Here is a 16,969-nt window from a genome sequence, read left to right as displayed (position 1 = left end):
GCCCCGCACGTTGCAATCGAAAGGCTGTCGTCGTATGGGCTCGGTGGTCAAGAAGCGCCGCAAGCGCATGGCTAAGAAGAAGCACCGCAAGCTGCTGCGCAAGACCCGCGTCCAGCGTCGCCGTCTCGGCAAGTGACCCGTGCCGGGCCCCGGCCCGGCATCGCGTCGCTTGCCAACCGTCGACCCTCGGAGGCTCAGGTGATCAGGCCGCGGTTGCCCCGGCTCGATCTTCCCTGCCGAGGTAGGTGCACGACATGACCCCCGGTGGCACCCCAGGTGCCCCGGGGGTGGTTGTCGTCACCGGGACCGGCCGCTACCTCGGCGCCCACGTGGCGGCCCGCCTCGCCGCCGACCCGCGGATCGAGCGGGTGATCGGCGTCGACCCGGCCGATCCGAACCCGGAGCTGGCCGGCCTGCTCGGCGGCGTCGAGCTGATCCGGATCGACCTCGACTCCCTCGGCGGCCTCCTCGCCGACCTCGACGTCGACGCCGTCGTGCACCTGGCCCTCGCCACGGCCCCCGACCAGCAGCAGGGCGGGCGGTCGGCGATGAAGGAGCAGAACGTCATCGGCACCATGCAGCTCCTCGCCGCCTGTCAGCGGGCGCCCCGGCTGCGCAAGCTCGTGGTCCGTTCGTCGACCGCCGCCTACGGGGCGTCGTTCCGCGACCCGGCGGTCTTCACCGAGGAGACCGAGCCGCGCGAGGTGCCGCGCGGCGGCTTCGGCCGCGACATCCTCGACATCGAGGGGTACGTCCGCGGCTTCCGCCGCCGCCGTCCCGACGTCACCGCCACCGTGCTGCGGTTCGCGCCGTTCATCGGCTCCACCGCCGACACCACGCTGACCCGGTACTTCTCCCAGCCGTTCGTGCCCACGGTGTTCGGGCGGGACCCCCGGCTGCAGTTCGTGCACTTCGACGACGCGCTGGAGGTGCTGCACCGGTCGGTCGCCGAGGCCCACCCGGGGACGTACAACGTGGCAGGGCCGGGCGTGCTCGCACTGTCCCAGGCGATCCGGCGGGCCGGCCGGGTGGGCGTCCCGGTGCTCGAACCGGGCCTGTCCGGGGCCGCCGCGATGGCCCGCAACCTCGGCTTCGGCCGGTACGGCCTGGACCAGGTCGACCTCTTCGTGCACGGCCGGGTGGTCGACACCTCCGCGCTGAAGCGCGAGTACGGCTTCACGCCCCGGTCAACCGTCGCCGCGTTCGACGACTTCATCCGCGCCCACCAGGGCGGGGTGGTGGTCACCCGGGAGTACCTCGCCGCCGCCGAACGGGCCGTCCTCGACGGCATCCGCCAGGTGCGCGCGGCCGTACGGGAGCAGCCGTGAGCCGGCCGGACGAGCAGGGCGGGAGCGCCGGGGCCAACGGCCGGTACGACGTACCGCTGGTCTTGGCCGGCCAGGACGGGGAGCCGGCGCGGCGAAACGGCCGTCACCCGGTCTCGGACGCCGAACCGGCCCCGGACGCCGAACCGGCCCCGGACGCCGAACCGGCCCCGGACGCAGCCCCGTCCTCCTCGGACGCCGCCGCGACGGGTGAGCCGGTGGCTTCCGGGCCGCCGGAGCCGGCGGTTCCGGACGGGCCCGGCGACGTGTGGGACCGGCGGGTCGCGTCCGGGTTGGCGTTCCTGCGGCGCCGGTTCTCCGGCGACTACCCGGTGGACGAGTTCGGCTTCGACCCGGACCTGACCGAGTCGGTCTTCCACCCGTTGCTGCGGATGCTCTACCGGGACTGGTTCCGCACCGAAGTCACCGGCCTGGAGCACGTCCCGGCGGACGGGGCCGGCCTGGTGGTCGGAAACCACTCCGGCACGGTGGCGTTGGACGCGCTGATTCTCTCGGCAGCCCTGCACGACCAGCACCCGGCCCATCGCTACCTGCGGCTGCTCGGGGCCGACCTGGTCTTCCGGATGCCGGTGCTCTCCGCGGTCGCCCGCAAGACCGGCGGGACGGTCGCCTGCAACCCGGACGCCGAGCGGCTGCTCGGCTCCGGCGAGCTGGTGGGCGTCTTCCCCGAGGGGTTCAAGGGCGTCGGCAAGCTCTACTCCGACCGGTACAAGCTGCAACGCTTCGGCCGGGGCGGATTCGTCTCGGCGGCGCTGCGTACCGGCACCCCGATCGTGCCGGTGGCCATCGTGGGCGGCGAGGAGATCTACCCGATGCTCGCCGACATCAAGCCCCTCGCGCGGCTGCTCAAGCTGCCGTACTTCCCGGTCACGCCGACGTTCCCGTGGCTCGGCCCGCTGGGGATGGTGCCGCTGCCGAGCAAGTGGCTGATCGAGTTCTGCCCGCCGATCCCGACCGCCCACCTCACCGACTCCGCCGACGACCCGCTGGTCGTGTTCAACCTCGCCGACCAGGTGCGGGAGACCATCCAGCAGACCCTGCACAGGCTGCTGGAGCGCCGTCCCGACCCCTTCGGCCCCTAACCCCCTTGGGGTGGGTCAGTGGGCGTGGCGGCGGCGGTGCAGGGCTAGGCCGGCGCTCACTGCGCCAGCCAGCACCCCGGCCGCTGCCGTCGACGGCAGGGCGATCCTGGCCGCCCGCCGGCCGGTGCGGAAGTCCCGTACCTCCCACCCCTGCTGCCGGGCCTGCCGCAGCAGGGCGCCGTCCGGGTTGATCGCCACCGCCCGGCCGACCGTGGAGAGCATCGGCAGGTCGTTGGCGGAGTCGCTGTAGGCGGAGCAGCGGGACAGGTCCAGCCCTTCGACCTCGGCGAGTTGGGCCACCGCCTCGGCCTTGGCCGGGCCGTGCATCAGATCGCCGACCAGCCGGCCGGTGTACGCGCCGTCGACCACCTCGGCAACCGTGCCGATCGCCCCCGTCAGGCCCAGCCGGGCCGCGATCACCCGGCCGATCTCGACGGGCGCGGCGCTGACCAGCCAGACCCGCTCGCCGGAGTCGAGGTGCCGCTGCGCGAGGCGGCGGGTACCGGCCCAGATCCGGGGGGCCATCAGCTCGTCGAAGATCTCCTCGGCGAGCCGTTCCACGTCGTCCACCCGCCAGCCCTCGACGAAGGCCAGCGCGGCCTCCTTGGCCTGCGACATGTCCCCGGCGTGCTCGGTGGCGAGCACCCGGAACCGCAGTTGCCGCCAGGCGAACCGGGCCAGGTCGCCGGTGGTGAAGTACTTCCGGGCGGCGAGCCCGCGGGCGAACCAGTAGATCGACGCGCCCTGCATCATCGTGTTGTCCACGTCGAAGAACGCGGCGGCGCCCGGGTCGGGGGCGATCGGGGTGGCCGGCGCGGCCTCGGTCTCCGCCCAGCCGGCCGTGTGACCGTGGCGGTCGGTGCTGACTGTCACCTTGCGGGTACGGGCCACGCGACCTCCCTCGCTCGACGACCACGACCAGTGCCTTCCGCGAGAGTAACCGGGCCGGGTGGCCCCCCGGCCCGTCGAGCGGGAACTGTGGCGCACAATGCCCGTCCGCTGGTGAGAGGCCCTGTCGGCACCCCGTGGCGGGCTGGGCCGGGGGTCGCGAGCCGAGGGCCGTCGCGCGGCGGGTCGTGGGGCGGTGGGGCGGGTGACTCAGCGGTCGCCGGGACAGGCTGCGGGGGTCGGGCCGAGCGCGTCGCTGCCGGCCGGCGCGGGCAGCTCGCAGTCGATGGCCGCACGCAGGGCGTCGGAGCGCTTCCGGATCGCGTCGAGCAGGGCGAGCGATCGGCGGACCCGGTCCCGCTCCGCCCGGCTGGCCCCGTCGAGCAGGTCGCCGACCGCGCGACGCTGCCCGGTGACGAAGGTGTTCACCGCGTCCAGGCCGGCCGGGTCGGTGCGCTGCGCGGCGACGCTGGTCAGCAGCCGTACGCCCTGGCGGCTGTCCGAGTCCATGTCGTCAAGGACGGCCTCGAACCCGAGCCGGTCCCCGCGCAGCGCGGCGGCCTCGTCGAGCCGGGTGCGGGCGAAGTCGAGGAAGAGCTGCCCCCGGCTGAGGTTCGAGCTGGCCAGCGCGAGCTGGGCCCGTTCCGTGGAGCGTTTCATGCCGTACAGGGCGTCGCCGGGCACCGCGTTCTCGCTGGCGGCGGAGATGCCGGAGACGGCGATGGCGCCGGCGGCCACCCCGACCAGGATGGCGCCCCGGGCGCGGGCCCGGCGGGCGGTCACGGCGGGCAGGAACGAGCCGCGCTGCCCGGCGCCGACCGCGCCCCGGTGGCCGGCAGGCCCCGCCTCGGTCGATCCGGTCGCCGTGACGCCGACACCCTCCCGCTCGGCCGTGGCGACGAGCATCGCCCGTAGCCCGGTGCGGAAGCCGGTGTCGATCTCGACGGTCGGGGGATCGGCGCTGAACTGTCGGCTGACCGCGACGAGCGCGGCGAGCTGGTCGTCGGCCCGGGACCTGACGTGGTGACGTCGGCCGCCGTTGGCTTCGTCGAGAAGCTGCGCGAAGCGCTCGGCGCGCCGGCGGGAAAAGAGGTCACTGTCCACCGCAGGCACCTCCTCTCGCTGGTCACGGCCGGTCGGCCGCTGTCCTCACCAGCGACCGGCGGCAGCGCGCGCCGACGAACGAAAGGCCGTGGTCGGCCGCGCTGTCCGGACCGTGGGGCCCGGGTATGCCGGGGCAACCACCGGTCGCACCCGGAGAAACGCTCCGCGCCGGGCACGGGTTACGGGGCCGGCGGGAGCGAAGCCACGAAGAGTGATGGTCGTCACGCCGTGGTGAGCGTCGAGCCATCGTCCGGGGGCGGGTGAGCAGGGCAGCCGTCGCTGCTGCGGGTGTCGACCGGAAGCCCCGCGTGCCGCGGCGGCCGGGTCGGCGCCGACCCGGGGAACCGGGTCGGGGCTCGCCGTGGCGGTCGGATCAGGGCTGGAAGCCGTCCGGCAGGAGCCGGGCCAGGGCCCGGACCGCCCGATACTGCAACGCCTTGATCGCGCCCTCGTTCTTGCCCATCGCCCGGGCGGTCTCCGCGACCGAGAATCCCTGGAGGAACCGCAGCACGATGCACTCCTGCTGCTCCGGGTTGAGCTGCTTCACGGCGGTGAGCAGCGCGACGTTGGTGATGTGCTCGACGACGGCAGCCTCCGGGCTGCCCTCCGGCCCGCGGTCCTCCCGGTCGGCGTCCAGCACGTCGCCGGTGGTGACCTCCAGCCGGTACCGCCCAGACTTGAAGTGGTCGGCGACCAGGTTCCGGGCGATGGTGACCAGCCACGCGCCGAGGTCCCGGCCCTGCCACGTGAAGCTGCCGATCCGCTTGAGGGCGCGCAGGAACGTGTCGGAGGTGAGGTCCTCGGCGAGCTGTCGGTTGCCCACCCGGAAGTAGACGAAGCGGAAGACCGTGTCCACGTACCGGTCGTAGATCAGCCCGAACGCCTCGGACTCGCCGGCCTGGGCGCGCTCGATCAGCTTCCAGACCTCCGTGGCCGGGTCGGACGGGTCGGGCCTGCTCGGGTAGCCGGTCGACGTGCCGCCAGGCCCGGTGGGTGGCCCGGCCGGCGGCCCGGCTGGCACCGCCGGCAGCACCGCCGTCTCGGTCGCCGCCGGGTCGGTCGCCGGTGGCGTGTCGCCGGTGCGCCGGCCCTGGGCCGGCATCATCGGCCTGGCCGGCGAGGCGACCCGGCCGCCATTGCCCCCGGGCGCGGCCGGGCGAGGTGGGGCCTCGTTGTGGTGCGAGCGGTTGGGCAGGCGTCTGGACGTCCCGTCGCCGCGCACGGGTTGGCTCCACATGTCGTCCGAGCCGCGCGGCGCGCCCAGCCGTTCGTTGAGGGCGGCGCGGGCCGCCCCGGCCAGCCCGCCCGGTCGCTCTACGTAGCCGAAACTGGTCATCGTGCCTCCCCGGTCCGGTCCCACACCGGCCGCCGGCACACCGCCGCGCGGGCGGGGCAATGGTGGTCGGGCAGAGTCCTTCCGGGACATGCCGACGGGCGGCAGATCCCATTGAGGTGCTGGTCCAATGCGCTCACAGGCACGGGGGCCTCCTCGGGCTGAGGGGTGTCGACTCACGGCAAATGGGGTGAGCCGACCCGAGTGATGATAGGGCCAACGTCACCCGCGCGTGGCAAGTCCGTTACACAGAGCGGAAGTATTTCCCTGCCCCTCGCACCGATGGCGGACCGGTTGTCCGTCGCGCGTGGTTGACTTTCGCCCGGGGAGGTGGTCCGCAATGGAACCCCAGGTCACCGGGCTGATTCCGGCCCCTCCGACGGGCCGCCGGACGGCGTGCGACCGGGCCGGCGCGACGATGCCGGCGAGGGCCCGGACGCGGCGTCGGCCCGGCTCGGGCAGGGCCGGTGAGCGGAGGCTGCGTCAGACTCTGCCACCGTGCCGGACGTAGCCGACGACTCCACGCCGAACCTCGTCGACCGGCTCCGCCGGGCGGTGGTCGACCACGGCGGCCGTCCCGCGTTGCGCTGGCGGGACACCACTGCGACATGGCCGCAACCGGACGCCTCGGTGACCGCGGTCGCGCCCGCCCGGGCCGCGCCCGGCCGCCCGACCGTCCGGCACCTCGCTCACCCTCCGTGCCGGCCGAGGGCCCACCGCCCGCCGACGGCTGGTGGGCTTCAACGCCTACCCACACGAGGTGGCGGCGGTGTCTGCCGGGCATCCGGGGGTGGCCGAGTCGGCGGTACCGGGTGTGCCGCACCCGCGGACCGGGGAGACTGTCCGGGCGTACCTGGTGCCGGCGCCGGGGCGCCCGGTGACCGGGGTGGAGCTGCTCGCCCACCGCGCCCGTAACCTGGCCCGGTTCAAGTGCCCGACCGCCGTCGAGTTCGTCGACGCGCTGCCGTACTCGGCGATCGGCAGGATGCGCAAGACCCAGCTAGGCCGGCACAGTCCCCGGCGGCGCCGGCCGACATCCGCACGGAGGTTCCCGATGTCCAGTGACGCCCGACTCGCCCTGATCACCCGCCCCGGCTGCCACCTCTGCGAGGACGCCAAGGTGGCGCTCGACCGGGTGGTGGCGGTCACCGGGGACCGGTGGATCGAGCGGGACGTGACCGGCGACGTGGAGCTGGAGCGCGAGTACGGCGACCGGCTGCCGGTGGTGCTGCTCGACGGCAAGGAGCACGGCTACTGGCGGGTGGAGGAGGAACGGCTGCTGCGGGACCTGACCACCCCGCAGCTCTGAGGCCCGCGCCGCTGGTCCCCGCGCCGCCGGTCCCCGCGCCGCCCTTCCCCGCGCGCCGGTGCGGGTCCTATCGTGCTGGGATGACCCCTGCGCGCCCCCATCTCGTGTGGGACTGGAACGGCACCCTGCTCAACGACCTCGACCTGGTGGTGGCGGCCACCAACGCCGTCTTCGCCAGCGTGGGCGGCCCGACGGTCAGCGCGGACGAGCACCGGGTGCGGTTCCGCCGCCCGATCGCCGACTACTACGCCGAGGTGCTCGGCCGGGCCGTCGACGACGCGGCGTTCGGCGAGCTGGACCGGATCTTCCACGACGCGTATCGCAGCGGGCTGACCACCTGCGTGCTCGCCGACGACGCGGCGGTGGCGATGGCGGCCTGGCCGGGCGGCCAGTCGCTGCTGTCGATGTGGTTCCACGACGAGCTGGTGCCCGCGGTACACACCCACGGGCTGACCGACCGGTTCGCCCGGGTGGACGGGCTGCGCGCCACGGTCGGCGGGGACCGCAAGGCCGAGTCGCTGGAGCGGCACCTGACCGAGCTGGGGGTCGACGGCCGCGACGTGGTGCTGATCGGGGACTCGATCGACGACGCCGACGCCGCCGAATCGGTCGGCGGCCGGGCCGTGCTCTACACGGGCGGGTTCACCGACCAGGCCCGGCTGCGCGCGTCCGGGCACCCGGTGGCCGACACCCTCACCGAGGCGGTCACCCTCGCCGCCACCCTCCGATGACCGGGGTCGGTCAGGTGCGCAGGTAGGTCAGCACGGCCAGGACGCGGCGGTGCTGGGTGGTGTCCGGGGGCAGGTCCAGCTTGGTGAAGATGTTGCGGACGTGCTTCTCCACCGCCCCGTCGGTGACCACCAGTGCGCGGGCGATGGCCGTGTTGGAGTGCCCCTCGGCCATCAGGGACAGCACCTCGCGCTCGCGGGGGGTCAGTTCGCGCAGCGGGTCGTCGCGCCGACGGCGGACCAGCAGCTGGCCCACCACCTCCGGGTCGAGCACGGTGCCGCCCGCGGCCACCCGGGCCAGCGCGTCCATGAACTCGTCGATGTCGGCCACCCGGTCCTTGAGCAGGTAACCCACCCCGCCGCCGCCGGACCCGCCGGTGGTGGCGAGCAGGTCGTCGGCGTACGACACCTCGACGTACTGGGAGAGCACCAGGACCGGCGTACGCGGGACCAGCCGGCGGGCCTCCACGGCGGCGCGCAGCCCCTCGTCGGTGTGCGACGGCGGCATCCGCACGTCGACGATCGACACGTCCGGACGGTGGGTCACCACCGCCTCGACCAGCGCGTCGCCGTCGCCGACGGCAGCCACCACCTCGTGCCCCTGTTCGGTGAGCAGCCGCACCAGCCCCTCCCGGAGCAGCACGGCGTCATCCGCGATGACCACCCGCATGATGCTGATGTCTACCACGTCTGGGCAGGGAACCGGGCCGTCGACGCTCACAGCGGCAGTTCCGCGCGGACCTCGGTCGGGCCGCCGGCCGGGCTGACCACGTCCAGCCGGCCACCGGCCGCCCGCACCCGGTCGGCGATCCCGGCCAGGCCGTGCCCCTTGGCCAGGTGCGCCCCGCCGTGGCCGTCGTCGGTCACGCCGACGGCCAGTCGGCGCTCGTGCCGGGTCACCACGACCGCGCACTCCGTCGCCCCGCTGTGCTTGGCGACGTTGGTGAGCGCCTCGGCGACCACGAAGTAGGCGGTGCTCTCCACTGCCGGGTCGAGCCGTCCGCCGGGGACCTCCAGCTGAGGGTCGATCCGCAGCTCGACCGGGACCAGCCCGCGGCCGGCCAGGGCCGCCAGGGCGCTGGGCAGCCCGCGGTCGACCAGGATCGGCGGGGCGATGCCCCGGGACAGGGCGCGCAGCTCGGCGAGGGTGTCGCGGGTCTGGGTGACCGCCTCGTCCAGGGTCCGGCCGGCCGCCTCCGGGTCGGTGGCGAGCTGCTGGCGGGCCCGGCTCAGGTCCATCGCCAGCCGGACGAGGCGCTGCTGCGGGCCGTCGTGGATGTCCCGCTCCAGCCGGCGCAGCGCGGCGGCCTCGGCGGAGACGGCGGCCCGCTTCTGCTCCTCCAGCACCGTGATCCGGTTGCGCATCTCGGCCACCCCGGTGAGCAGGGCGCGGGCGAAGCCGGCCTGGAGCCGCGCGCAGCCCCGGACCACCATCGGCAGGGTGATCAGGAAGAACACCCCGATCGCGGTGTTCAGCCCGATCCGGGCGGCGGGGGAGTCGCCCAGGCCGAGGAGCTCGTTGAGGCCCTGGTTGTCGGGGCCCTGCGGCAGCGCCCAGTCGTACGCCCAGTAGAGGCAGCCGAGCAGGGTGCCGGCCCACCAGACGACGGTCACCACGAAGGTGAGGAGGGACACGATCAGCTTGAGGATGCCGTGGGCCAGGTCGAGCCAGGACTGGGCGTCCCGGATCGGCATGAAGATCCGCCGCCAGGCGCCCGCCCCGGGTTCGGGCTGCCGGTAGTCCGGCCGGATCCGGGCCTGGCCGAGCACGGCGGTCAACCGCAGCCGCTCGATGTCGGCCAGCCCGCGGGCGACGTACAGGGTGCCGGCGAGGACCGGCAGGCCGATCACGGTCACCACCAGCCCCAGGCCGAGCGCCAGCCCCACCAGCAACACCACGAAGCTGGCCAGCGCCAGGGGCAGGCCGAGCAGCACATAGTTGGAATCGTGCAGGAGTTGGCGGGGGACGCTGGGCGAGGTGGCGGGCGGGTCGGCGACGGTAGCGGCGGTCATGGTTCGAGGCTAGGCAGCCGGACCGTCCGGCCCCATCCCGCCGCCCGGCCTCTCCCCTGTAGGGGCAGCCCTACCAGGTGCCGCCCGGCCGGCGCGCGATTGGTGAGGGAAGTCGGGATTGAGCAATAATCGGCGGGGCGGTGCGGGGCCGCCGGATCGATCTTGTGGAACGGAGGGGCAGGTGGAGGCGGGTCGGGGGTCTTCAAGATCGCGATTTGTGCGTCTGTTCACAAGCGCCTACTCTGTAGTTCCGACGCGTCCTGCTAGCACAGCCGGCAATCTCGGTCGTCAGCGGGAGTCCCGATACGGCCGGCCTCTTGAGCTGGCCGAGGATCGCACCGCACGGAGTCTCATGAGTCAGCAGCACCGTCACCCTGGCGCGCCCGGCCGCGCCGGTGCCGTACCGGCGCTTCCGGACCTGCCCGAGGCGACCGTCGCGCGGCTTCCCGAGTACCTTCGCGCCCTGCACAACCTCGCCGAGTCCGGCCACGAGACCGTCTCCAGCGAGGGCCTGGCCGCCGCTGTCGGGGTCAACTCCGCCAAGCTCCGCAAGGACCTGTCCCACCTCGGCTCGTACGGCACCCGGGGGGTCGGCTACGACGTCGCCCTGCTGGTCGACCAGATCGAGTTCGTGCTCGGGCTCACCCAGCGGCGGGCCGTCGCCCTGGTCGGGGTGGGTAATCTCGGTCACGCCCTGGCCGGCTACGCCGGCTTCGCCAGCCGCGGTTTCCGGATCGCCGCGCTGCTCGACGCGGACGCGTCCCGAGTCGGCGAGGAGATCAACGGGATGGTCGTGCGGCACGTCGACGAGCTGCCTGCCGTCGTCGCCGAGGAGTCCATCGCGATCGGCGTGATCGCCACCCCGGTGCCCGCCGCCCAGGCGGTGGCCGACCAGCTCGTGGCCGTCGGCGTGACGAGCATCCTCAACTTCGCGCCGTGCGTACTCTCGGTGCCGGAGGGCGTCGACGTGCGCAAGGTCGACCTCGCCATCGAGCTCCAGATCCTGTCCTTCCACGAGCACCGCAAGGCGTCTCTGACCGCGCTGCCCGCCACCGGCGGCTCCGCCCTCACCGCCCTGCCCGGCGGGCTCGCGGCCACCGATCCCCAGGAGGCGATCGGCACGTGAAACTGCTTGTCGTCGGCGCGTCCTACCGCACCGCTCCCGTCGCCACCCTGGAACAGCTGGCAGTCGCCCCCGCCGACCTCACCCGCACCCTGGACCGCCTGGTCGCCCAGCCGTACGTGAGCGAGGCGGTGCTGGTCTCCACCTGCAACCGGGTGGAGGTCTACGCCGCCGTGTCCGGCTTCCACGGCGGGCTCGGCGACATCTGCGCCGTTCTCGCCGAGCAGGCCGGCGCTCCGGCCAGCAGCCTGGCCACTCACCTCTACGTGCACTACGACGCCGTCGCCGTGGACCACGTCTTCCGGGTCGCCGCCGGTCTGGACTCGATGGTGGTCGGCGAGGCGCAGATCCTCGGCCAGCTCCGTGACGCGTACCACTGGGCGACCGGCGCGGACTCGGCCGGCCGCCTGCTGCACGAGCTGATGCAGCAGGCGCTGCGGGTGGGTAAGCGGGCACACGCCGAGACCGGGATCGACCGGGCCGGCCAGAGCGTGGTGAGCGCCGCGCTCGGTCTGGCCGCCACGCAGCTAGACGGCGAACTGGCCGGGCACCCGGCCCTGGTGGTCGGGGCCGGTGCGATGGGCGCGTTGGGCGTTGCGAGCCTGTCCCGGCTCGGCGCGGGCCCGCTCACCGTGACCAACAGGGGGGCCGACCGGGCCATGCGGCTGGCCGAGTCGTACGGGGCCAGCGCGATACCCATGGCCGAGCTGACCGACGTGCTTTCCACAGTGGACATCGTAGTGGCCGCTACGGCGGCGACCGAACCGGTCCTCACCCGCGACGTGGTCAGCCGGGCGCTCGCCGACCGTGACCCCGACCGGGGGGCACTCGTGCTGCTCGACCTCGCCGTCCCGCGCGACGTGGAGGCCGGCGTGGCCGCCCTGCCCGGCGTCGAGGTGATCGACATCGACCGGATGGCGGCGATCCTGGCCGACGGGCCGGCTGTCGCCGACGCCGCGGCCGTCGAGCGGATCGTGGTGGGTGAGGTCGAGTCCTTCCTCACCTGGCTGCGCGGCGCCGACGTCGCCCCGACCGTGGCCGCGCTGCGCAGCCGGGCCGAGGACGTGATGACCGTCGAGCTGCGCCGGCTGGCCCAGCGCCGCCCCGACCTCAGCGCCGACCAGCGCGCCGAGGTGGCCCGGACGGTGCACCGGGTGGTGCAGCGGCTGCTGCACCAGCCCACGGTGAAGGTCCGTCAGCTCGCCGCCGAGCCCGGCGGCGACCAGTACGCCGCGCTGCTGCGCGAGCTGTTCGACCTCCAGGTCCCGCAGACCTCCCCGGTCGACACCGTCCCCGACGTGGTCGACACCGACCCCACCCCATACCCCGGAGGCGAGAGATGACCGCACCCCTGCGCCTCGGCACCCGGGGCAGCGCGCTGGCGATGGCCCAGTCCGGCCACGTCGCGGCCGCGCTCACCGAAGCGACCGGCCGAAAGGTGGAGCTGGTCGAGGTGGTCACCGCCGGTGACCGCTCGGTCGCCCCCGTGCACCGGCTCGGCGTCGGCGTGTTCGTCTCCGCGCTGCGCGACGCCCTGGCCGCCCGGACCATCGACTTCGCGGTGCACTCCTACAAGGACCTGCCCACCGCGGCGGCCCCCGGGCTGCACATCGCGGCGGTGCCGGCCCGGCAGGACCCGCGTGACGCGCTGGTCGCCACAGGCGGGCGTACCCTCGCCGAGCTGCCGCCCGGCGCGGTGATCGGCACCGGCGCGCTGCGCCGCATCGCCCAGCTGCACGCGCTCGGGCTCCAGTTCGAGGTCACCCCGATCCGTGGCAACGTGGACAGCCGCCTGGCGCGGGTCCTCGGCCCGGATGCCGACCTCGACGCGGTCGTCCTCGCCCGGGCGGGGCTGGCCCGGCTCGACCGGGCCGACGTGATCACCGAGACGCTCGACCCGATGCTCATGCTGCCCGCGCCCGCCCAGGGCGCGCTGGCCGTGGAGTGCCGGGTCGACGACCCGGACCTGGTCGAGCTGCTCGCTGTGCTCGACCACGCACCGTCCCGTGCCGCGGTCACCGCGGAACGGGCGTTGCTGGCCACCCTGGAGGCCGGGTGCAGCGCACCCGTGGCCGCCTATGCGGAACTCGCCGAAGGTGACGTCGGCGAGGAGATATACCTGCGCGGGGCGGTGATCAGCCCGGACGGTTCCAGAGACCTTCGGCTGTCCCGCACCGGAACGCCCGCCGACGCGGCGGAGATCGGCAAGGCACTCGCCGCTGAACTCCTCGACCTCGGCGCCGACTCGATCCTCGGCCTAGACGGACACGCCGGCCCGGGGACCCAGCAATTTGGGAGCACAGAATGACCCGCACCCGTAAGCCCGTCGGTCGCATCGCGTTCGTCGGGGCCGGTCCCGGCGACCCGGGCCTGCTTACCCGCCGGGCGCACGACGCCCTGGTGGACGCCGACCAGGTGGTGTACGACCGGGGAGTCCCCGAGTCGCTGCTCGACGCCGTCCGCGCCCAGGCCCGGTCCGACGCCCAGTTCACCCCGGCGGAGGGCGTGCCGGGAGACGTGGCGAAGGTGCTGATCTCGGCCGCCCGCTCCGGCCAGAACGCGGTGCACCTGGTCGCCGGTGACCCGTTCGGCCACGACTCGGTGGTCAAGGAGGTGCAGGCGGTCGCACGTACCGCCGCGCACTTCGAGGTGGTCCCGGGCGTCGGCCAGGCCGAGGGCGTCGCCACGTACGCGGGCGTGCCGTTGCCGGGCGTCCGCACCGCCGCCGACGTCGAGGACGTCACCACGCTGGACTTCGACGCGCTGGCCGCGGCCCTGGGCCGGGGCTCGCTCGCGCTCGCCGTGGACGCCGGCGACCTGGCCGCGGTCCGCGACGGCCTGCTCGCCGCCGGGATCGACGGCACCACCGGCGTCGGGGTGACCGGCGACGGCACCGGGGACACCCAGTACACGACCACGTCGACCGTCGACTCGTTCGTCGCGGCGGCGCTCGGCTTCACCGGCCGGGTGGTGCTCACCGTCGGAGAGGGCGTTGGCCAGCGGGACAAGTTGAGCTGGTGGGAGAACCGGCCGCTGTACGGCTGGAAGGTGCTCGTCCCCCGGACCAAGGAGCAGGCCGGCGCGATGAGTGCCCGGCTGCGCGCGTACGGGGCGATCCCGTGCGAGGTGCCGACGATCGCGGTCGAGCCGCCGCGCACCCCCGCCCAGATGGAGCGGGCGGTCAAGGGCCTGGTCGACGGCCGGTACGCCTGGGTGATCTTCACCTCGGTGAACGCCGTCCGGGCGGTCTGGGAGAAGTTCGCCGAGCACGGGCTGGACGCCCGGCACTTCGGCGGGGTCAAGATCGCCTGTATCGGCGAGGCCACCGCCGACGCGGTCCGCGCGTTCGGCATCCAGCCGGAGCTGGTCCCCGCAGGGGAGCAGTCCTCCGATGGGCTGCTGGCCGAGTTCTCGCCGCACGACGAGATCCTCGACCCGGTGGGCCGGGTGCTGCTGCCGCGCGCCGACATCGCCACCGAGACGCTCGCCGCCGGGCTCACCGAGCGCGGCTGGGAGGTCGACGACGTGACCGCGTACCGGACGGTACGGGCCGCCCCGCCGCCCGCCGAGATCCGGGACGCGATCAAGTCGGGCGGATTCGACGCGGTGCTGTTCACCTCGTCCTCCACCGTCCGGAACCTGGTCGGCATCGCCGGGAAGCCGCACGCGCGTACCGTTGTTGCCGTCATCGGGCCCAAGACGGCGGAGACCGCGACGGAGTTCGGCCTGCGGGTCGATGTGCAGCCGCAGCACGCCTCGGTGCCCGACCTGGTCGAGGCGCTCGCCGCCTACGCCGTCGAGCTGCGAGAGAAGCTCGCCGCCATGCCGGCCAAGCAGCGCCGCGGCTCGAAGGTGCAGGGGCCGACGGCCCTGAGGTTCCGCTAGTCGCCAGGGAGGCCCCTCATGTCGTACCCCGAGATCCGGCCCCGCCGGCTGCGTCGCACCGCAGCCGTGCGGCGGCTGGTCTCCGAGACCCGCGTCGACCCGGCCGAGCTGGTCGTGCCGATGTTCGTCAAGGAGGGGCTGACCGAGCCGCGGCAGATCGCTTCGCTGCCGGGGGTGCTCCAGCACTCCCGAGACTCGCTGCGCAAGGCGGCGGCCGAGGCGGTCCAGGCCGGCGTGGGCGGGATCATGCTGTTCGGCGTGCCCGCGTCGCGTGACGAGCGCGGCTCGGGCGGCGTCGACCCGGCGGGCATCCTCAACGTCGCCATCCGGGACGTGGTCGCCGAAGTGGGCGACGCGACCGTGGTGATGAGCGACCTGTGCCTGGACGAGTTCACCTCGCACGGGCACTGCGGGCTGCTCACCGGAGACGGCGCGGTGGACAACGACGCCACCCTCGCCGCGTACGCCGAGATGGCGGTGGCCCAGGCCGACGCCGGGGTCGGGATGGTCGGGCCGTCCGGGATGATGGATGGCCAGGTCGGCGTGGTCCGCCGGGCCCTGGACGTCGCCGGGCACACCGACGTCGCCGTGCTCGCGTACGCGGCGAAGTACGCCTCCGCCTTCTACGGCCCGTTCCGCGACGCCGTGGAGTCGGCCCTCGACGGCGACCGACGCACCTACCAGCAGGACCCGGCGAACCTGCGGGAGTCCCTGCGCGAGGTCGCGCTGGACGTCGCCGAGGGTGCGGACCTGGTGATGGTCAAGCCGGCCCTGCCCTACCTCGACGTGGTGGCGGCGGTCCGGGCCGCCGTGGACGTCCCGGTCGCCGCCTACCAGGTCTCCGGCGAGTACGCGATGGTCGAGGCCGCCGCCGCGAACGGCTGGATCGACCGGGAGCGGGTGATGCTGGAGACGCTCACCTCGATCCGCCGGGCCGGCGCCCAGATCATCCTCACCTACTGGGCGGTCGAGGCCGCCACCCTGCTCCACCGGCGGTACTGAGCCGCGCCGCCGGCCGGCGAGGACGACGCGGCGGCATTGTGCGCGTGCCTGACGCCTGAGGGTTGACGGCCCAGCAGCGCGGCGAAGCGGTCCGGGCGCTGGAGCCGGGCAGGGATTGGATCGCGCACCCCGACCGGCGGGTGCTGGCACACGATGAGCGCGGCGGTGTCGCCGATACCGATGGCGATGCCGATGGCGCGCGGTTGCACCGCCCCTCGCCTGATCGCCGCAGGCGCCGAGCGGGCCCTTCAGTTCCCAATCCGCCACTCCGCGTTACCTGACTAATCTCCGCCCACCCCTCCTCAGTTCCTTTGCTCTGCTGCAGCGGAGGCAACAGTTACTCAGGGTCCATGCTCGCGCCCAGAGGCCCTCGTGGCCAATTCGACATTGATCCTGTTCGCAGCTGGTGTTGCCTGGATGGCAGCAGAGCAAAGTACGTGCGGGGGGTGTCGGAGGGGCGGGCTGGTGTAACGCATAGTGGTTTGCTGGCTCGACTGACTTTCATTACCCAGCGTGTCGAGAGGTGGCCCCGCGACGAGGATGCGACGCGTTGATGAGGGCAAGTTGTCCACAGGTTTGTCCACAGGGATTGTCGACCGTCTGCCGGGTCGGCAGGCTCCCGGTATGGCTTCCGCACTTGATCCACCAACGACCGGTCCGACGGTCGGGCCGTTCCCCATCGCCGGGCTGGTGCGCAAGGCTCGGCGCATCGCCGGCCTGGGGCAGCGCCAGATGGCGCGCTTCGCGAAGGTGGCGCCGTCGACCGTGGGCCGGGTGGAGACCGGTGCCATGACGCCCAGCCTCGCGGTGCTGGAACGACTCTTCGGCGCGGCCGGCCTTTACCTCGCCGTCGTCGACCAGGACGGCCGGGTGATCCAGCCGATGGCGGACTGGGACGACACCCGCGACGGTGCGGGGCGACGCTACCCGTCCCACCTGGACACCATTCTCGACCCCGAGCCGGGTGACTGGTGGGCCGACATCTACGGCCTGGCCCGGCCACCAGAGACGTTCCACCGCTGTCCGGTGGACCGCGAGGCGCGTCGGCGGCGCAGCCAGTGGGAGGTGAGGGTGGCGCAGCACCGCAACGTGCCACCGCCGAAGGACATGCGGGAGCGGTACTGAGACGGCCCCCGCCCGGGCGGGTACCCGGGCG

16 protein-coding genes and 1 pseudogene are annotated in these 16,969 nt (G+C 73.9%); 12 read left to right on the top strand and 5 right to left on the bottom strand.

The annotated features are described in order from the left end of the window. The first annotated feature begins 34 nt into the window (after nucleotides 1-34). From ACQPZO_RS27810 to ACQPZO_RS27800, 3 genes are all read left to right on the top strand, one after another. Nucleotides 35-136, top strand: coding sequence for a 30S ribosomal protein bS22 (locus ACQPZO_RS27810; protein ID WP_007465623.1), 102 nt, complete (start codon nucleotides 35-37; stop codon nucleotides 134-136). Nucleotides 137-254: 118 nt separating this feature from the next. After that, complete coding sequence (locus tag ACQPZO_RS27805; protein ID WP_433344831.1) at nucleotides 255-1,328, top strand: NAD-dependent epimerase/dehydratase family protein; 1,074 nt, start codon at nucleotides 255-257, stop codon at nucleotides 1,326-1,328. Nucleotides 1,329-1,543: 215 nt separating this feature from the next. Continuing rightward, a complete protein-coding gene (locus ACQPZO_RS27800; RefSeq protein WP_433351300.1) occupies nucleotides 1,544-2,428 on the top strand; it encodes a lysophospholipid acyltransferase family protein in 885 nt (294 codons plus the stop codon). 15 nt (nucleotides 2,429-2,443) lie between these two features. On the opposite strand, the gene ACQPZO_RS27795 is transcribed toward ACQPZO_RS27800, so the two are convergent. From ACQPZO_RS27795 to ACQPZO_RS27785, 3 genes are all read right to left on the bottom strand, one after another. Further along, nucleotides 2,444-3,319 (bottom strand): HAD family hydrolase, encoded by an 876-nt coding sequence (locus ACQPZO_RS27795; protein ID WP_405116067.1) that lies wholly within the window; start codon nucleotides 3,317-3,319, stop codon nucleotides 2,444-2,446. 207 nt (nucleotides 3,320-3,526) lie between these two features. Next, on the bottom strand, nucleotides 3,527-4,420 hold the full coding sequence (locus ACQPZO_RS27790) for a DUF5667 domain-containing protein (protein ID WP_433344830.1): 894 nt from the start codon (nucleotides 4,418-4,420) through the stop codon (nucleotides 3,527-3,529). 373 nt (nucleotides 4,421-4,793) lie between these two features. After that, nucleotides 4,794-5,756 carry an ECF subfamily RNA polymerase sigma factor, BldN family gene (locus ACQPZO_RS27785; RefSeq protein ID WP_433344829.1) on the bottom strand — a complete coding sequence of 321 codons (963 nt, stop codon included), beginning with the start codon at nucleotides 5,754-5,756 and terminating at the stop codon, nucleotides 4,794-4,796. A gap of 730 nt (nucleotides 5,757-6,486) precedes the next feature. On the opposite strand from ACQPZO_RS27785, the pseudogene ACQPZO_RS27780 reads away from it, so the two are divergent. From ACQPZO_RS27780 to ACQPZO_RS27770, 3 genes and pseudogenes are all read left to right on the top strand, one after another. After that, nucleotides 6,487-6,675, top strand: a pseudogene (locus ACQPZO_RS27780) (AMP-binding enzyme); the annotation flags it as partial. Nucleotides 6,676-6,807: 132 nt separating this feature from the next. Then, entirely contained in the window at nucleotides 6,808-7,062 is a 255-nt protein-coding gene (locus tag ACQPZO_RS27775; RefSeq protein ID WP_350887738.1) for a glutaredoxin family protein, read from the top strand. 80 nt (nucleotides 7,063-7,142) lie between these two features. Further along, a complete protein-coding gene (locus ACQPZO_RS27770) occupies nucleotides 7,143-7,793 on the top strand; it encodes an HAD family hydrolase (protein WP_433344828.1) in 651 nt (216 codons plus the stop codon). Between the two features lie 10 nt (nucleotides 7,794-7,803). On the opposite strand, the gene ACQPZO_RS27765 is transcribed toward ACQPZO_RS27770, so the two are convergent. Both ACQPZO_RS27765 and ACQPZO_RS27760 read right to left on the bottom strand, forming a co-directional pair. Then, nucleotides 7,804-8,460: a response regulator gene (locus ACQPZO_RS27765; RefSeq protein ID WP_387016010.1), complete on the bottom strand. Its 657-nt coding sequence runs from the start codon at nucleotides 8,458-8,460 to the stop codon at nucleotides 7,804-7,806. 47 nt (nucleotides 8,461-8,507) lie between these two features. Further along, on the bottom strand, nucleotides 8,508-9,803 hold the full coding sequence (locus ACQPZO_RS27760; protein ID WP_433344827.1) for a sensor histidine kinase: 1,296 nt from the start codon (nucleotides 9,801-9,803) through the stop codon (nucleotides 8,508-8,510). Nucleotides 9,804-10,155: 352 nt separating this feature from the next. Between ACQPZO_RS27760 and ACQPZO_RS27755 the strand changes: the two genes are divergently transcribed. From ACQPZO_RS27755 to ACQPZO_RS27730, 6 genes are all read left to right on the top strand, one after another. Next, complete coding sequence (locus ACQPZO_RS27755; protein ID WP_350887746.1) at nucleotides 10,156-10,929, top strand: redox-sensing transcriptional repressor Rex; 774 nt, start codon at nucleotides 10,156-10,158, stop codon at nucleotides 10,927-10,929. Then, nucleotides 10,926-12,269 carry a glutamyl-tRNA reductase gene (locus tag ACQPZO_RS27750; protein ID WP_433344825.1) on the top strand — a complete coding sequence of 448 codons (1,344 nt, stop codon included), beginning with the start codon at nucleotides 10,926-10,928 and terminating at the stop codon, nucleotides 12,267-12,269. Before ACQPZO_RS27755 ends, ACQPZO_RS27750 begins: the two co-directional genes overlap by 4 nt. Next, complete coding sequence (gene hemC / locus ACQPZO_RS27745) at nucleotides 12,266-13,234, top strand: hydroxymethylbilane synthase (protein ID WP_433344824.1); 969 nt, start codon at nucleotides 12,266-12,268, stop codon at nucleotides 13,232-13,234. The genes ACQPZO_RS27750 and hemC overlap by 4 nt, the downstream gene beginning before the upstream one ends. After that, the gene (locus ACQPZO_RS27740; RefSeq protein WP_433344823.1) at nucleotides 13,231-14,811 is read left to right on the top strand and encodes a uroporphyrinogen-III synthase; all 1,581 of its coding nucleotides are present in this window, start codon (nucleotides 13,231-13,233) and stop codon (nucleotides 14,809-14,811) included. Before hemC ends, ACQPZO_RS27740 begins: the two co-directional genes overlap by 4 nt. A gap of 18 nt (nucleotides 14,812-14,829) precedes the next feature. Then, nucleotides 14,830-15,813: a porphobilinogen synthase gene (gene hemB, locus ACQPZO_RS27735; protein WP_433344822.1), complete on the top strand. Its 984-nt coding sequence runs from the start codon at nucleotides 14,830-14,832 to the stop codon at nucleotides 15,811-15,813. A gap of 624 nt (nucleotides 15,814-16,437) precedes the next feature. Further along, nucleotides 16,438-16,938 carry a helix-turn-helix domain-containing protein gene (locus tag ACQPZO_RS27730; RefSeq protein ID WP_433344821.1) on the top strand — a complete coding sequence of 167 codons (501 nt, stop codon included), beginning with the start codon at nucleotides 16,438-16,440 and terminating at the stop codon, nucleotides 16,936-16,938. The last annotated feature ends 31 nt before the right edge of the window (nucleotides 16,939-16,969 follow it).

It is taken from the genome of Micromonospora sp. CA-111912 (assembly GCF_050948415.1).
GTDB lineage: Bacteria > Actinomycetota > Actinomycetes > Mycobacteriales > Micromonosporaceae > Micromonospora.
Note: the sequence above shows the minus strand (reverse complement) of the source record. Positions and strands in the feature narration are given on the sequence as shown.

Coding starts and splice junctions, on each gene's coding strand:
- ACQPZO_RS27765 (WP_387016010.1), bottom strand. CDS start 8,460: ATGCGGGTGGTCATCGCGGATGACGCCGTGCTGCTCCGGGAGGGGCTG.
- ACQPZO_RS27775 (WP_350887738.1), top strand. CDS start 6,808: ATGTCCAGTGACGCCCGACTCGCCCTGATCACCCGCCCCGGCTGCCAC.
- ACQPZO_RS27760 (WP_433344827.1), bottom strand. CDS start 9,803: ATGACCGCCGCTACCGTCGCCGACCCGCCCGCCACCTCGCCCAGCGTC.
- ACQPZO_RS27810 (WP_007465623.1), top strand. CDS start 35: ATGGGCTCGGTGGTCAAGAAGCGCCGCAAGCGCATGGCTAAGAAGAAG.
- ACQPZO_RS27770 (WP_433344828.1), top strand. CDS start 7,143: ATGACCCCTGCGCGCCCCCATCTCGTGTGGGACTGGAACGGCACCCTG.
- ACQPZO_RS27740 (WP_433344823.1), top strand. CDS start 13,231: ATGACCCGCACCCGTAAGCCCGTCGGTCGCATCGCGTTCGTCGGGGCC.
- ACQPZO_RS27755 (WP_350887746.1), top strand. CDS start 10,156: ATGAGTCAGCAGCACCGTCACCCTGGCGCGCCCGGCCGCGCCGGTGCC.
- hemB (WP_433344822.1), top strand. CDS start 14,830: ATGTCGTACCCCGAGATCCGGCCCCGCCGGCTGCGTCGCACCGCAGCC.
- ACQPZO_RS27730 (WP_433344821.1), top strand. CDS start 16,438: ATGGCTTCCGCACTTGATCCACCAACGACCGGTCCGACGGTCGGGCCG.
- ACQPZO_RS27785 (WP_433344829.1), bottom strand. CDS start 5,756: ATGACCAGTTTCGGCTACGTAGAGCGACCGGGCGGGCTGGCCGGGGCG.
- hemC (WP_433344824.1), top strand. CDS start 12,266: ATGACCGCACCCCTGCGCCTCGGCACCCGGGGCAGCGCGCTGGCGATG.
- ACQPZO_RS27805 (WP_433344831.1), top strand. CDS start 255: ATGACCCCCGGTGGCACCCCAGGTGCCCCGGGGGTGGTTGTCGTCACC.